The organism is Vreelandella titanicae, from assembly GCF_014697095.1.
Classification (GTDB): domain Bacteria; phylum Pseudomonadota; class Gammaproteobacteria; order Pseudomonadales; family Halomonadaceae; genus Vreelandella; species Vreelandella titanicae.
Genome location: NZ_CP059082.1, coordinates 2,813,525 through 2,828,646, shown reverse-complemented (window position 1 = coordinate 2,828,646; position 15,122 = coordinate 2,813,525). Strand labels below are relative to the sequence as shown.

14 protein-coding genes are annotated in these 15,122 nt (G+C 54.8%); 7 read left to right on the top strand and 7 right to left on the bottom strand.

Features of this window, described 5'->3' with window-relative positions:
* The first annotated feature begins 19 nt into the window (after positions 1-19).
* Entirely contained in the window at positions 20-934 is a 915-nt protein-coding gene (locus tag HZS52_RS13035; RefSeq protein WP_009287651.1) for a DMT family transporter, read from the top strand.
* Between the two features lie 42 nt (positions 935-976).
* The gene (locus tag HZS52_RS13030; protein WP_027960135.1) at positions 977-2,545 is read left to right on the top strand and encodes a bifunctional GNAT family N-acetyltransferase/carbon-nitrogen hydrolase family protein; all 1,569 of its coding nucleotides are present in this window, start codon (positions 977-979) and stop codon (positions 2,543-2,545) included.
* Positions 2,546-2,708: 163 nt separating this feature from the next.
* On the opposite strand, the gene HZS52_RS13025 is transcribed toward HZS52_RS13030, so the two are convergent.
* The 4 genes from HZS52_RS13025 to HZS52_RS13010 form a co-directional block, all read right to left on the bottom strand.
* On the bottom strand, positions 2,709-3,008 hold the full coding sequence (locus HZS52_RS13025) for an MGMT family protein (protein WP_022522712.1): 300 nt from the start codon (positions 3,006-3,008) through the stop codon (positions 2,709-2,711).
* Positions 3,009-3,061: 53 nt separating this feature from the next.
* Positions 3,062-3,670 carry an FMN-dependent NADH-azoreductase gene (locus HZS52_RS13020; RefSeq protein WP_022522711.1) on the bottom strand — a complete coding sequence of 203 codons (609 nt, stop codon included), beginning with the start codon at positions 3,668-3,670 and terminating at the stop codon, positions 3,062-3,064.
* Between the two features lie 197 nt (positions 3,671-3,867).
* Entirely contained in the window at positions 3,868-5,316 is a 1,449-nt protein-coding gene (locus HZS52_RS13015) for an alanine/glycine:cation symporter family protein (RefSeq protein ID WP_022522710.1), read from the bottom strand.
* Between the two features lie 104 nt (positions 5,317-5,420).
* On the bottom strand, positions 5,421-6,284 hold the full coding sequence (locus tag HZS52_RS13010) for a LysR substrate-binding domain-containing protein (protein WP_022522709.1): 864 nt from the start codon (positions 6,282-6,284) through the stop codon (positions 5,421-5,423).
* 137 nt (positions 6,285-6,421) lie between these two features.
* On the opposite strand from HZS52_RS13010, the gene HZS52_RS13005 reads away from it, so the two are divergent.
* The 3 genes from HZS52_RS13005 to HZS52_RS12995 all read left to right on the top strand — a co-directional run bounded on the left by HZS52_RS13005 (position 6,422) and on the right by HZS52_RS12995 (position 9,408).
* A complete protein-coding gene (locus tag HZS52_RS13005; RefSeq protein ID WP_190372928.1) occupies positions 6,422-7,603 on the top strand; it encodes a TauD/TfdA family dioxygenase in 1,182 nt (393 codons plus the stop codon).
* Between the two features lie 64 nt (positions 7,604-7,667).
* Positions 7,668-8,606, top strand: a complete 939-nt coding sequence (locus HZS52_RS13000; protein ID WP_190372927.1) for an ABC transporter substrate-binding protein — start codon at positions 7,668-7,670, stop codon at positions 8,604-8,606.
* Positions 8,607-8,703: 97 nt separating this feature from the next.
* Complete coding sequence (locus HZS52_RS12995; RefSeq protein ID WP_022522707.1) at positions 8,704-9,408, top strand: TVP38/TMEM64 family protein; 705 nt, start codon at positions 8,704-8,706, stop codon at positions 9,406-9,408.
* Here HZS52_RS12995 and HZS52_RS12990 read toward each other — a convergent pair.
* On the bottom strand, positions 9,390-11,636 hold the full coding sequence (locus tag HZS52_RS12990) for a glycosyltransferase (RefSeq protein WP_022522706.1): 2,247 nt from the start codon (positions 11,634-11,636) through the stop codon (positions 9,390-9,392). The genes HZS52_RS12995 and HZS52_RS12990 overlap by 19 nt on opposite strands.
* 77 nt (positions 11,637-11,713) lie before the next feature.
* On the bottom strand, positions 11,714-12,142 hold the full coding sequence (locus tag HZS52_RS12985) for a secondary thiamine-phosphate synthase enzyme YjbQ (RefSeq protein WP_022522705.1): 429 nt from the start codon (positions 12,140-12,142) through the stop codon (positions 11,714-11,716).
* A 129-nt stretch (positions 12,143-12,271) separates the two neighbouring features.
* Here HZS52_RS12985 and HZS52_RS12980 point away from each other — a divergent pair, with 129 nt between their 5' ends.
* Positions 12,272-12,808 (top strand): lipocalin family protein, encoded by a 537-nt coding sequence (locus tag HZS52_RS12980; RefSeq protein ID WP_190372926.1) that lies wholly within the window; start codon positions 12,272-12,274, stop codon positions 12,806-12,808.
* A gap of 11 nt (positions 12,809-12,819) precedes the next feature.
* On the opposite strand, the gene HZS52_RS12975 is transcribed toward HZS52_RS12980, so the two are convergent.
* On the bottom strand, positions 12,820-13,761 hold the full coding sequence (locus HZS52_RS12975; RefSeq protein ID WP_190372925.1) for a LysR family transcriptional regulator: 942 nt from the start codon (positions 13,759-13,761) through the stop codon (positions 12,820-12,822).
* A gap of 149 nt (positions 13,762-13,910) precedes the next feature.
* On the opposite strand from HZS52_RS12975, the gene HZS52_RS12970 reads away from it, so the two are divergent.
* The gene (locus HZS52_RS12970) at positions 13,911-14,984 is read left to right on the top strand and encodes a tartrate dehydrogenase (RefSeq protein WP_190372924.1); all 1,074 of its coding nucleotides are present in this window, start codon (positions 13,911-13,913) and stop codon (positions 14,982-14,984) included.
* Positions 14,985-15,122 lie beyond the last annotated feature (138 nt).

The window sequence follows — 15,122 nt, the reverse complement described above, 5'->3', positions numbered from 1 at the left end:
ACGATAAGGAACCGTTGCTATGCCCTTGATGTATTTTTTGCCGCCACTCGCCACCGTGCTTATCTGGTCGGGCAATATGACCATTAATCAGCTTAGCGTAGGCGCCATCGCGCCAAGCAGTATCGCTTTTTTACGCTGGCTGCTTGCCCTTGCGGTGATGACCCCGTTTGTACTCCCTGCAGCGTTACGCCACCGCGACGAAATTCGCCGCCAGTGGCCTAAGCTAGCGCTGCTTGGACTACTCGGCATGGGCCTATGGCAAGGGCTGGCCTATGTGGCGGCAGAAACGACGACCGCTACCAACATGGGGATTCTCGCCGCCATGGTGCCGTTGTTAACGGTACTGCTGAGCGCGCTGATTCTTCGCGAGCCGCCGACCCTGGGCGGCATTGTGGGCGGCGTGCTGGCCTTCGTGGGGGTTACCGTTCTGCTAGGGCGTGGTAATCCGCTCTCGCTGCTACAGCTAGAGGTTGCCCTTGGTGATGCGCTGATGGTGGTAGCAGCCACTTGCTACGCGCTATATGGGGTGATGCTCAAACGCTGGTCGATGAATTTACCGCCCTGGGTCATGCTTTACGCCCAGGTCTGTTTTGCGGTGCTGTTCTTGTTACCGCCTTATTTGATGGGGCCAATGACACCTATTGATAGTCAGAATATCGGCCTGATTGTCTACGCGGGCATTCCTGCCTCGATCATCACCACCTTTTTGTGGATGCGCGCGGTTCGCCAGATCGGTGCCAATCAATCGAGTATTTTCATCAACCTAATGCCACTGTTTAGCGCACTGATTGCGATGGCCTTCTTGGGTGAACAAGTGGCAGGGTTCCACTTTACCGGTGGGCTGCTGATACTGGCGGGTGTCATTATGGCGCAAACGCTGACACGCCCGTTAGCACGTGGTTTAACCTCGGATAAGCCGAGCAGCGCCCGATAATGCTAGAATGGCTGTCGATTTCTAACGCTGGGAAGCCCTGATATGTCCCTGGAAGAACTGCATCTTAATCTGCGCAACCTAATGAGCGATGACTACGATCAGCTCAAGGCATTGATGGACGCCGTCTATCACGATATCGGCGGAGCATGGCCAAAGCGCACCATTGACAAATTAATTCAGGAATTCCCCGACGGCCAAATCGCGATTGAAGACGATGGCCTTCTGGTGGGCGTAGCACTCACCGTTCAGGTGGATTACGACGAATTTTCCAACCCGCATAAGTACGATGACCTGATTGGCCATCGCGAGATCATCCTCAATGACGAGGATGGCGACGCCATGTACGGGCTGGATGTACTGATTCACCCAGATTACCGCGGTTATCGCCTGGGCCGCCGCCTTTACGAAGCGCGTAAAGAGCTATGTCGCTCAATGAACCTACGGGCGATTTTAGCCGGTGGGCGTATTCCTGAGTATCACCAGCACGCCGATGAACTCACGCCTGCCCAATACATCGATAAAGTCTCGCGCAAAGAGATCTACGACCCGATTCTCTCTTTCCAGCAGGCCAACGATTTTCAGGTAAAGCGCCTACTGCGCAAATACCTGCCTGAAGATGAGCAGTCTCGCGGTTACGCCACCCTGTTGGAGTGGAACAACATTTTGTTTGAGCCCGCTGCCAGTGTGCTCGACAACAAACCGACCCAAGTACGGGTGGGTGCGGTGCAGTGGCAGATGCGTGAGTTTTCGTCGGTGGAAGCCGCGCTTCAGCAGATCGAGTACTTCGTAGACGCGCTCTCCGACTATCAAAGTGACTTTGCCGTTTTCCCTGAGCTATTCAACGCGCCGTTGATGGGCCTCCAAGACCGCGCCGCCCAGCAGGATCAAATGGGCGCGATTCGCTTTTTAGCCGGTTTCACCGAGCGCTTTAAGTCTGAACTGTCGCGTATGGCGGTCTCTTACAATATCAATATTGTCGGCGGCTCGATGATTGAAGTGGGTGACGATGACCGACTCTACAACATCGCCTACCTCTTCCACCGTGACGGCACCGTTGAGCGCCAGGCCAAGCTGCATATTACGCCTCAAGAGCGTCGCGACTGGGTGATCGAGGGCGGCGATGAGCTACAGGTGTTCGATACCGACGCTGGCCGCGTGGGCATCCTGATCTGCTACGACGTGGAGTTTCCGGAACTGGGCCGACTGCTGGCCGACCAGGATATGGACATTCTGTTTGTGCCCTTCTGGACCGACACCAAAAACGGTTACCTGCGCGTGCGCCACTGCAGTCAGGCGCGGGCGATCGAAAATGAGTGCTACGTGGTGCTCTGCGGCAGCGTTGGCAACCTGCCTTCGATTGAAAACCTGGATATCCAGTACGCCCAATCAGCGGTGTTCTCGCCGTCTGACTTCGCGTTCCCCCACGATGCAGTGCTGGCGGAAACCACGCCCAATACCGAGATGATCTTCTTCTCGGACTTGGATCTCACTCGCCTCACGGTAGTACGTGCCGAAGGTTCGGTGACCAACCTTAAAGACCGCCGCAAGGATCTGTTTGACCTACGCTGGCGCGACTGGTCGTGGAAATCGGGTGCTAATTTGGAGGATTGAGGGGTTAAATGCGGGGAAAAAGTGAGGCGTTAAATGTGAGGAGTGAGGTGTAAAGCGCATCACCAACGCCCGTCACAGATACGCATTCATCAAAAGCATTCGTAAATACGATAATGCCGCCCAAGTTGGGCGGCATTATCGTTTCTAAAAGTGCCTTAAACGGTTAATCAGGCCAAACAAGGTGCGCGGGCACTCGTCCTTTGGCATCGAACAACACCCCCTCATCGCGTAATTTGCGGTGCTGGCGTTCGGCGCCGCCGTGATCGGCAAGCTTCAAAGACGATGCGATCACGCGGTGCCAGGGCAACTGATGGCCATCCGGCAGGTGGCGCATCGCCGAACCCACCATGCGCGGCGTGGCGCCTTCGGTCATGGCGGCAATGCGACCATAGGTGGTCACACGCCCCGGCGGAATTTGATCGACAATGGTGTAGATCTGTTCAAGTAATTCCGGCCGAGCCATGTGATTATCCTTCTATGCTTTGAGATATGCCTTGAGAGCGCTTCTAAACGCGCTTAAAGCCCCTCAACCAATTGATCGATCGCTTGGAAAGCTTCTTTTATTGCAGCTTCGCGCTGCTGCTCACCCAAATTCAGCCCTTCAGCATAGACCACGTCAACCTCTTTAATTCCCATCAGCCCCAGCATGGCTTTCAGGTGTGGTGTTTGGCTGTCAAATTCCGTACCCGCGTACTGACCACCCCGCGCTGCCAGAATAATCGCTCGCTTGCCTTCTACCAACCCTTGCGGGCCGTTTTCGGTATAGCGGAACGTTTCACCGGCACGCAGAACACGGTCAAACCACGCCTTCAGCTGTGAAGGAATACCCAGGTTATACATCGGTACCGCAATGACCAGCACATCATTGGTGCGCAGCTCAGTCAGCAGTTCGTCCGAGCGCGCGGCTAACGCCTGCTGCTCAGCGGTACGCTCTGCGGCCGCCACCTGCCAAGCCCCCAGTTCGCTAATATCCAAGTGAGGGAGCGAGGTTTTCACCACGTCACGCTGAGTAACGTTTACATCGTTGCGGGCGCTCGCCTGCTCGATAAAGCGATTAGCCAACGCAATGGATTGGCCGTTTTCAGCCAGAATAGAAGAGGTAATTACCAGGGCACGAGTCGTCATTGAAAGCTCCAAAATGTACAGGGAAGGATTGGAAGCTATTCTACGGCGCTTTCCAAGAAGCAAAAGCGCAACGTTTTACGACTTGTATTCGATTAAATCGAATCATGTGACGGCCAATAAAAAGCCCCGCGACGCAAAATGCGAGGCGGGGCACAGCCAGTGGTTTAAATGGCTATAGCTCGTTTTCTTAAGCTTGATTACTTCTTGGGCCAGGCCTTGGGATCGACTTTATTAACCAGCTTGGGAAAAAGGCTGGGATCAAACACAGGCTCTTTGCCCGCTTTCAACTGCGCTTCGTAGTCGCGGAAGAGTGCGAAAGCTACTGGCGAGAGAAGCAGAATAGCGACCAGGTTAATAATAGCCATCATACCCATAGAGAGGTCGGCGAAGTTCCAAATCGCCCCCAGGCTTGCCACCGAGCCAATCATAATCATCGCCAGCACCGCTAAGCGGTAAATAAACACGGCAACCGGGGCGCGGCGCCCGGCCAGATACTCAATGTTGGACTCGCCGTAGGAGTAGTTGGCAATCACCGAGGTAAACGCAAACAGCAGAATCGCCACCGCGATAAACATACCGCCCCAATCGCCCACATGGCTGGAAAGCGCCATTTGGGTCAACTGAATGCCGTTGTTCTCATCGCCCGCCATCAGCTCCGGCCCCGCCATAATGATGATCGCCGCCGTGGCTGTGCAGATCACTAGGGTATCCAGAAACACCCCGAGCATCTGAATAAAGCCCTGGGCAGCAGGATGATCTGGCCGCGTAGAGGCCGTGGCCGCGGCATTGGGCGCTGAGCCCATCCCCGCTTCATTGGAAAACAGCCCGCGCTGAATGCCGTTCATAATCGCCTGGGATACCGCGTAGCCTACTGCCCCACCGGCCGCCTGCTCAAAGCCAAATGCACTGCGCACAATGGTCATGATCGCTGCGGGCAAGTCACTGATATTCAACCCGACTACCACCAGCGCCAGAATTAAGTAGAGCAGCGCCATGAGCGGAACCACCAGTTCAGCCACCTTGGCAATCGACTTCAAACCGCCGAAGATGATCGGCGCCACAACAGCCATCAAAACTAACCCCATGGCCCAGGTGGGAATGGCGAACGCCTGTTCCATGGCCTGGGCGATAGAGTTGGCCTGAACGCTGTTGAACGCTAACCCAAAGGCAATGATCAAACAGATAGAGAACAGCACAGCCAGCCAGCGCAAGCCCAAACCACGCTCAATATAACGCGCAGGGCCGCCGCGGAAGGTGTTGTCGCCGTGGTCTGTTTTGTACGCCTGAGCCAGGGTGGACTCCACAAAACTGGTCGCCATCCCAACCATTGCGGTCATCCACATCCAGAAAATGGCCCCAGGGCCACCAAAATAAATAGCCACCGCGACACCCGCCAGGTTACCGGTACCGACTCGGGCCGCCAGACTGGTTGAGAGCGCTTGAAACGAAGAGATACCGCCGTTTGATTGTCGGGAGCTGCCCAGCAGCTTAAACATATGGCCGAAATAGCGCAGCTGAATACCGCGTGTCATCACAGTAAAATAGAGACCCGCGCCAATCAGCAGATAAATCAGCACGCTGCCCCAGAGCAAGCCGTTGCCGCGATCCACCAGCGATGTCAGCAACGGAGGGAGAGTAAAGTCCATGAAGATCACGCCTTTTTAAACAATGAAAGCGCATCATTTTTCACGGCTGCACCAAAATGGCAAGGAAATTGGTGAAAAGACTTTAAAACAGCAATAACCACTTATCACATTGAATCGCAAAGCCCCCGCCATACCAGCTCGGATTCGTCGCTAACGTGGCGCCGGCTAGGGCGAACCAACCAGAAGCGCTCATCGCTGGGCACACTGAGCTCAAAAGGCGCCACCAAATCGCTACGCTGCTCCATTAAGCGTCGGTGAGTTAACGCAACGCCACCGCCCTGGCTAGCAAGCGCCAGTGTCATCACCTGGTTATCGCAAGTGAGCGACCAGCACTGCGCTTCCAGGTGAGCAACCCCCGCTTCCTGCAGCCACCCCGGCCACCCCACGCCAAAACCGACAGCGTGCAGCAGCGTATGCCCAGCCAGATCGCTCGGCGCAGTAAGCGTGTCCGCTAACGCCTGCGAGCAAACGGGCAGCAGTTGCTCTTCGCCTAGCGGCTGCATTTCAACGCCCGTCCACTCCCCTTTGCCATAGCGAATCTCGATATCCGCCCCTTCGGGGCCAAAGTCATCGGGCCAGATAGCACTTACTACACGAATCGACACCTGGGGATGAGCCCGGTGGAAGGCAATTAAACGCGGCGCCAGCCACGACTGCTGAATAACCGGCGTGGCACGCAGCGTCACTGGCTGCTCAGAGGTGCTGCCAAAGACCTCCAGGGTGCCCTCACTAATACGCACAAACGCATCGTGAATGCTCGGCAGCCACGCCTGCCCAGCGGGGGTAAGCGTTAAGCTGCGTGCATGACGAACAAAGAGCTTTTGCCCCACCCGGTCTTCCAGCAGCCTGACGCGCTGGCTGATGGCCGCTTGGGTAACCCCAAGCTCATTGCCTGCAGCGGTAAAGCTTAAGGTACGCGCCGCAGATTCAAAGGCTTGTAGCCATAACAATGGCGGTAATTGGCTCATGAAAAAGAGACCTATAAATTAAATGATGTCTTAGGGGTCAGATTAATCGTTTGTCACTGCTGCGGCTACTCCGCATCCTGGTTGGCACAAACGCACACCCCTACGTAATGCCACAGAGGGAGCGAATCGGAGTTTTAATGAACAGCACAGCAGAGACCACCTTAACGCCCCCCCATGCAAACACCCCTGAGATGGGCGAATTAAGTCCTTATCAAGCGGGCCCGGTACTCACTCAAGCGACGCTTGCCCACAATGGCATTGCCCTTGAGTGGCTAGATGGTCAAAAAACCACTCTGCCCCTGCTCTGGCTGCGCGACCACTGCGCCTGCCCGGCCTGCCGGCATCCGCAGACCCGGGAAAGGCTCTACCTGCCGCTTGAACCCATCACTGAGCCACCCAGCGTTGCTCTGCTAGATGGGCACTTACACCTGCAATGGCAAGATGGTCATGTCAGTGCCTTTCATAGCGGCTGGCTTTACCAGCGCCGCCCGGAAGCCGAGCTGACTTCTGCGGTACCCAACGCTAAGCCTTGGGTCGATAACTTCACTCCCGAGCACATCAGCCATAGCGATTTTTTAACCCCTCTAGGCGAGAAAGCCTGGCTAACCGCCATGCTACGCGACGGGCTGGCACTGATTACCGACGGCCCATTGGTAGAAGAGGAAGTGAGCCGCTTAGCTGAACGTATTGGGCCCCTGCGCGCCACCAACTTTGGCGCCCGATTTGATGTGCGCTCCAAACCCAATCCCAACAACGCGGCTTATACCGCGGTAGGGTTGCCATTGCATATCGATTTACCCAACTGGCGCCAACCGCCAGACATTCAGTTGCTCTACTGCCTGCAAAACGGTGCCAGCGGCGGCGAATCGTTATTTGCTGATGGCGCTCGGGTCGTAGAAGCGCTACGCCAGGAGTCTCCAGAAGCGCTAACGATTCTTAGCGAAACACCGATTGATTTTCGCTTTCAGGATGAAACCCACGATATTTCAATGCGGGCACCGGTGATCACTCTGGATAGCGCAGGCAACCTGGTTGAGATGCGCCTGAATAACTGGATTCGCGACGCCCTTCACCTACCGGTAGAGCAGATGGACACCTGGTACAGCGCCTACGCGCTACTGTGGAAGCTGTTCCACAGCGAAGCGCACCAGCTAGAGTTTACCCTTCGCCCTGGTCAAATGGTCGCTTTTGATAATCGCCGGGTACTCCACGGGCGACGCGAGTTCGACCCTAACAGCGGCGCACGCCATTTACAGGGCACCTATTTAGACCGCGACATGCTGGCTTCACGCCTCCGCGTGCTGGCCCGTAACGTTTAGCGGTATTCAATAATCACTGTTTAACAACAACACCTATCAGACAAAAACCTAGCAAGGAGATCCTATGACACACCTCAAGCCTCTCGCCTCAGGCATTGCCCTCGCCACTACCGCGCTATTTGCCTCAGCGACTCACGCCGACGACCAAACCCTCGATTTCGGTGTGCCCGCCTGGCCCGGCATTACAGTAAAAACGGCCATCGCCGAACAGCTATTAAACCCACTCGGCTACGAAACCAGCACCCAGGAAATCGGCCTACAGGTGATTTACCAAGGTATTGAAAGCGGCGATATCGACGCCTTCCTAGGGGCTTGGCTGCCCGCCCAGCGTGAGATGTTCAATCCTCGCAAGGAGTCGGGTGTACTGATTGACGTGGCGAATAACGTCGATGGTGCGCAAATGACCCTGGCGGTGCCGGAATATCTGTATGAGAGTGGCATTCAGAGCTTTGCTGATCTAGACGAAAATCGCGAGCAGTTCGAGGGTGAAATCTATGGCTTCGGCGCAGGCTCTGCTGCCAGTGAGATTCTTCACAACGCCATTGACAACGACACCTGGGGGTTAGGTGATTGGCAGGTCGTCGATACCAGTGAAGTGGGCATGCTTTCCGCTGCACGTGACGCCATCTCCCGTGAGGAACCGATTGTCTGGGTAGGCTGGACGCCCCACTGGATGAACCTTGAACTGCCCATGCGCTACCTGGAAGATCCTGAAGACCTGTTCGGTGAGAACAACGGTGAAAGCGATGTGTTGACGCTGCTGCGCAGTGACTACGCTGAAGCCACCCCCAACGTAGTGACGTTCTTTGAGCAGTTTACCTTTTCGGCTGAAGAGCAGAGCTGGATGATTCAGGCGTTTGGCCAGGAAGAGCAGGATCTTACCGACGTCGCCGAACAGTGGATCAACGACCACCCAGAACGCATTGAAGCAATGTTGGCAGACGTCACCACCACTGACGGCGACCCCGCTTGGCCGGTCATTGAAGCCCAGCTCAACAACTAATAAACCGCTGATTAACAACTGCACTTAATGGAAAAGCGCCTTCATCCCATTGGACGGCTAGCGTATGCTAGCGCTTTTTTAGCCGATGGGAGTGGGCATGTCGCGGACATTGGGTAAGGGCGTAGGCCTGCTGGTAATCGTCGTGCTGCTGGGCGTCATGTGGCAGGTACTGCAGCGCTACGACCTACTCACCCAGGCGCGCCTTAGCGAGTTTATCGCTTACATTCGCCAGTGGCGTACCGCGCCCTGGATGTTTGCTGCGGTAATGGCCACTTATGCCAGTGCCTTGCTGGTGATGTTTCCACTTAGCCTACTGGTGGTGGTGACTGGCTTACTGTTTGGCCCGATATGGGGGCTGGTGTACGCCACGCTAGGCACATTGACCTCCTCGATTGTGTCTTACTGGGTAGGCCACTGGTTAGGCCGTGAGGCGCTTATGCGTTATGGCGGGCGTCATCTGCGTGGCCTATCGGGTTACTTATCCAAGCGCGGCATTCGCACCATGACGGTGATTAACCTGCTGCCACTCGCCCCGTTCACGCTCACCAATATGCTGGCGGGCGCTTTTCACCTTAAGTTTCGCGACTATATGATCGGCTCCACCCTGGGCATCGTACCGGGGCTGGCAGCGGTGATCTTATTGGGCAGCCAGCTAGGCGCACTGTTCACCGCTGCCTCGACCAAAGAAATCATCTTAGCGGCTGTCGGGCTAGCGGCTGGCGTTAGCTTGTTAATAGGCCTTAAACGCTATGCTAACCGCCGCCAAGCGGCAAAAAAACAGCCTCACCGCGAAGGCGAGTGATATTTGGCCAGCACTTCGGCGTAAAAGCCCGCCACCGCTGAGGCAAAGTTGGCAATATCAAACTCCTCAGCAAAGTGGCTGGCCTGCTTACCCAACTCCCGGCGTCGCTCAGCGTTATCTTTTAACTCAACCACCCTTTGCCCCCAGGCCTGACGATTTTGCGGTGTTTTGAACCCATTGACCCCTTGCCGCACCACATCATCGATACCGCTGGAGCGCACCGCCACGACGGGCAACCCCGCCGACATTGCTTCAAGAATCACCATACCCTGGGTTTCTGAGGTCGAAGCAAACACAAATATATCGCCTAGATGGTAATAAAGCGCCATGCGCTCCGGCGGTACCGCACCTACCAGGGTGACCTGCGAGGTCAGCTTCAAAGTATCGATTTGGTTTTGAATCGCCTCCCGGTCTGGCCCATCACCAATCAGTAGCAGATGAAGATCATCGTGCCCCTGTGACTGAAGCTCGGCGAGGGCTTCCAGCATAAAGCCAATGTTTTTCTCCTTACTAATCCGCGAGACGCTGATCAATATTTTACTTGCAGGGTCGATAGTTAATTGCTCGCGCAGCGCTTCCAACTCACTCTCCTCAACGTGTGAAAAGCGTGCTACATCAATGCCTGTGGGCTGTACCAGCGAGGGTGTTTTCACGCCAATCATGCGCAGATACTCCTCGGCGGAGTAAGTCGGCACAATCACTCCTTGGCAGCGATTAGAGAAGCGCTTGATCAGGGTATGGGAAATCAAATTACGGAACAGCGCACCGGGCAACGGCACGAAGTGGGCATAGTGCTCCAGGCGGGTGTGATAGGTGTAGATCACTGGCACCTTGAGCCGACGCCCCATAAACAGGCCCATGGAGCCGAGCCAAAAGGGATGATGAACGTGAATAACATCCGGCTTAAACCCACGCAGGCAACGACGAAAACGCGCACTGAACGGATTGGTTAACCGGAACTCGCCCTTCTGCCCAAATGCCATTAGCGTGGGGATGCGTTTTATTGAGCTGTCGTCCTGCCACGTTTCTCGGTAGCGCGGCACTAACAGTTGGATGGTGTGGCCTAGATCACATAAGCCATTGCGCAGGCGATCCACCGAGACCGATACCCCCGATACAAAAGGAAAGTAGTTATTAGAGATCATCGCTACGCGCAGAGATTTACCCAGGAAAGGCGTTGGGTCGATATCAAAATCAGGATAGTAGTCGCGATCTTCGAAAATTAGCCGATATAAGCGCAGTGCGAGCAGAGTCAACATACCCACAATCAGCAAAAACCGCGTATAGCTAACGTAGAAAAACGCATACACCGTGGAAGCCACACTACTCACCATCCGCCACCAGCCAGGGCTATCCACATTTAATCGCACCGGCGCAATAGCGACATTCTCACCCTCTACATTGACGATGACGTAGTGGTGAAAGCTACTATCGGCATCGATGAGGATGCCTCCCGCGCCTCCGGTGGTCACGTAATCCACGCCATTAATCGTCTGCTGGGAAAAGAGCGTTAAGTTGGCGGAAAATACGGTGTCAACGTCATGCTCCTCTGCCAGCGCCATAATGCCATCGGCTAAGCGAGAATCATTGAGATAATTGTCCGCTTCAAACAGCGGCGCGTCGCTCACTACGTTGTGCAGCGGCAAACCAACAAATAGAAACCGATGCTGTGTTTCTGAGGCCGTAAGCTCACGCTCCAACCAATCAAGCTGCCAGGAGGTAGAGGACTTGCCGGTACCGTCAAGAAAGATAAAGTGGCTATTGCCCGCTACAAACGAGTAAAAGTGCGGCCCAAAATATTCGTAAAACAGATAGCTACCGAAATCGCTATCTTCATTTTCACCGTAGGTGAGTAAGTAAGGGACATTGAGCTGCTCCAGACTCTGATAAATCGCCTGGTAGCTCTCCTGCTGCCCACTATTGACGGCATTCCCAGCGGAAATCAGGAAATCGATGCCGCTCTGATTGATGAGCGGCACAATCTCCTTTTGAAACACGCTCACCGAGTTATTGATATTGCCCACCACCGCAAAGCGATAGTCGGTTCGCTCCTTCAACACCTCGCGAATATTCGCCACTTCAAGGGTATGCACCGACTCAAATTTGGGTTCTGCTACATACAACCAAATTTGGTGAGCAATTAGCCCAGTCACCAGAGCAAGATTAAGAAAAAAGAACAGCCGCAACCTGCGCTGTCGGGAAAGGCGAAGAAAGGAGCGTCGTGGCATTTAAAAGCGCTTTTTCAAAGATAATATGAGGTTATTAACCACTATACAGCAACGCTGAGTCGAGGTGGCGCGCCAAGCTAGCGCGCTTCACACCCGTTTAGGGTGGCCAGTAATCGACGTGGCCCAGCCTGATTGCGGTGTTCTCCCAGCCATATGCCCTGCCAGGTACCTAAAGCCAGGCGTCCATCGCGCACCGCCAGCGTTAGCTGTGTACCCAGCAGGCTGGCGGCTACATGGGCTGGCATATCATCAGGCCCTTCCAGGGTGTGGCGGAAATAGGGTAAATCTTCGGGCACCAGTCGACGCAGAAAAGCATCTAAATCGTGGCGCACATCCGGATCAGTGTTCTCATTGAGCGTTAACGAGGCAGAAGTGTGCATCAGCTGTAAATGCAGCATGCCAGCCTGGCAGTCACTTAAACAAGGCAGTGCGCGGGCCACATCATCCGTAATCAAATGAAAGCCGCGCGCCATTTCGGGCAAATGAATCTCTTGTTGGCACCACATACACACTCCTTTATTTGTTATGTAAACGAAAACACTCCATCACTGCCTTCTCCTGCTGTATGGCAAAATAGCAACAGATAGCACTAACCATAGTCGATCACCCTCGAATCATCGCCAAGGAGCGCGTTAATGAAAACCCTGCTAGGAAGCAGCATCGTTAGTATGACCCTACTCACCGGCTGCACTGGCATTCCGGATGGCACGCAGCCAATAACAGACTTTGAGCTAGACCGCTACCTGGGCCAGTGGTTCGAAATTGCCCGCCTGGATCACTCCTTTGAACGCGGTCTTGATTGCGTGACCGCTACTTACAGCCTGCGCGATGATGGCGGTGTTCGAGTAATCAACCGTGGTTACAACCTTGAAGAGCAAGAGTGGGATGAGGCTGAAGGCCGCGCCTACTTTATTGACGATGAAAGCGTTGGGCGCTTAAAGGTAAGCTTCTTTGGCCCCTTTTACGGCGGCTATAACGTCCTTGAGCTGGATGAGGAGTACCAATGGGCGTTGGTGGCAGGCCCTAACCGCGACTACCTGTGGATACTTTCACGTACAGCGGAAATGGATAGCGCGACAGAAGGACGCCTGCGTCAGCGAGCAGCCGAGCTGGAGTTCCCTACTGAAGAGCTGATTGATGTTAACCAAGGCGAGGCTTGCCCTAGCCGATAAGCAGCTTCTGATTAGCTCCCATCAGGCAATATTGGTACCCGCCCCGCTATCTCTCGCTGAACATAGTCAATAAAAGCGCGCAGCCGGGCGGGCACATGGCGGCGTTGCTCAAACACCGCATAAAAATCTGCCCGCACCCCCTGCCAGCCTGGCAACAGCGCTACCAATGCGCCACTGGCAAGGTGCTCGTTAACGTCCCACCAGGAGCGCAGCATGACACCGTGGCCGTCCAAGGCCAGGCGGGTAATGACCTCGCCATCGTTGCTGGCTAATCGACCGCTGACCTTTATCGACTGTGTCTGCCCAGGCAGTCCTTTTGCAGACTGAGCGACTTGTTCAAAGCGCCAGAGGGGGAAATCACTGTCATTCTCGCGAATCACCAAACAAGCGTGCTGCTGTAAATCTGCCGGTACTTGCAAAGACGGTGCCTGGGCAATGTAAGCAGGCGACGCGCAGAGCACCCGCCGATTGGCCAGAATACGCCGGGCGACCAAGCGCGACTCCGGTGGCTCGCCCACGCGAATACCAATATCAAAGCCGTGATCGCTCAAATTAAGCGGAAAATTGGTTAACTCCAACCACCCTTCCACCCCGGGGTGATCGGCACAAAAGCGTGACAGCAGTGGCGCAATATGGCGGCGCCCAAAGCCAAAAGTAGCGTTTACCCGCAAACGTCCGCTAAGCGCCTGATCGACCCCCTCACCCAGTGAATTTTCCAACTCATCCAACTCATCTAAAATCAGCGCGCCACGGGCCAAGTAGCGCTCACCCTCTGCGGTCAGCGTCAACCGCCGCGTAGTGCGAGCAGCTAGCTCTACCCCCAGGCGCGCCTCCAATTGTTTTAGCCGCTTGCTTACCGCCGAGAGCGATAGCCCCAGCTCGCGAGCAGTCCCCGTCAGGCTTCCCGCCCGCGCCAAGTGCTGAAAAAACGCCAAATCATCCAGGTGCGCCATATCGCTCCTCAGTCATTCTGCACTTTCACGCAATAATAACTTGAATAGTAGCCTGATTATCTCCACCAAAATAGCCGCTACACTCTATTTACTATTCACGACTCACGACTCACAAGCATAAAAAGTAACTAACAAGGTAAGGAACCACTATGACCCACCGTATTGCCATTATCGCCGGTGACGGCATCGGCACCGAAGTCATGCCTGAAGGCATCCGCGCCCTTGAAGCGACCGCCAAGCGCTTTAATCTTGATCTTGAGTTCACCACCTTTGAGTTTGGCAGCTGCGACTATTACCTGGAACACGGCAAAATGCTGCCGGATGACTGGTTTGAGCAGTTAAAAGGTTTTGATGCGCTGTTTTATGGCGCGGTGGGCTGGCCCGACAAAGTACCCGACCATATTTCCCTGTGGGGCTCACTGCTGCAATTCCGGCGCCGCTTTGATCAGTACATCAACCTGCGCCCCTGCAAGCTCATGCCCGGCATTAAAAGCCCGCTAGCAGGCCGTAAACCCGGGGATATCGACTTTTACGTGGTGCGTGAGAACACTGAAGGCGAGTACTCAAGCGTTGGTGGCAAAATGTTTGAAGGCACCGACCGTGAAGTGGTCATTCAAGACACGGTCATGACCCGCACCGGCGTAGACCGCGTATTGAAATACGCCTTTGAACTGGCCCAAACTCGCCCGCGTAAAAAGCTCACCTCCGCGACCAAGTCCAACGGCATCTCAATCACTATGCCGTATTGGGATGAACGTGTGGTCGAAATGGCGAAGGGCTACCCTGAAATCGCGGTGGATAAATTTCATATCGATATTCTTACCGCCAACTTCGTTCTCCACCCGGATTGGTTTGATGTCGTCGTGGGCAGCAATCTGTTTGGCGATATTCTTTCTGATCTCGGCCCCGCCTGCACCGGCACGATAGGCATTGCCCCTTCAGCCAACATCAACCCTGAAGGCAACTTTCCGAGCTTGTTCGAGCCAGTACACGGCAGCGCGCCGGATATCGCCGGTATGGGTATTGCCAACCCTATCGGTCAAATTTGGTCAGGCGCCATGATGCTGGAGCACCTCGGTTACAAAGAAGCCGGTGACGCAATAGTCACGGCCATTGAGGAAGTATTGAGCGAAGGGGATGCCACCGTACTTACCCGCGATGTGGGTGGAGAAGGCACCACTGCAAGCCTAGGCAAGGCGATTGCCAACGCTATTTCGCACTGACACACATATGGCATAAAGATTGGCTGTCTGGTTGAATCCAACCGGGCAGCCAATGTATGTTTTTTAATCGCTTATGTTCTACATTTGTCCTGAGGGTGGAAGAAACATCAGTTTCACTTCGCTCATAACAACATCAAC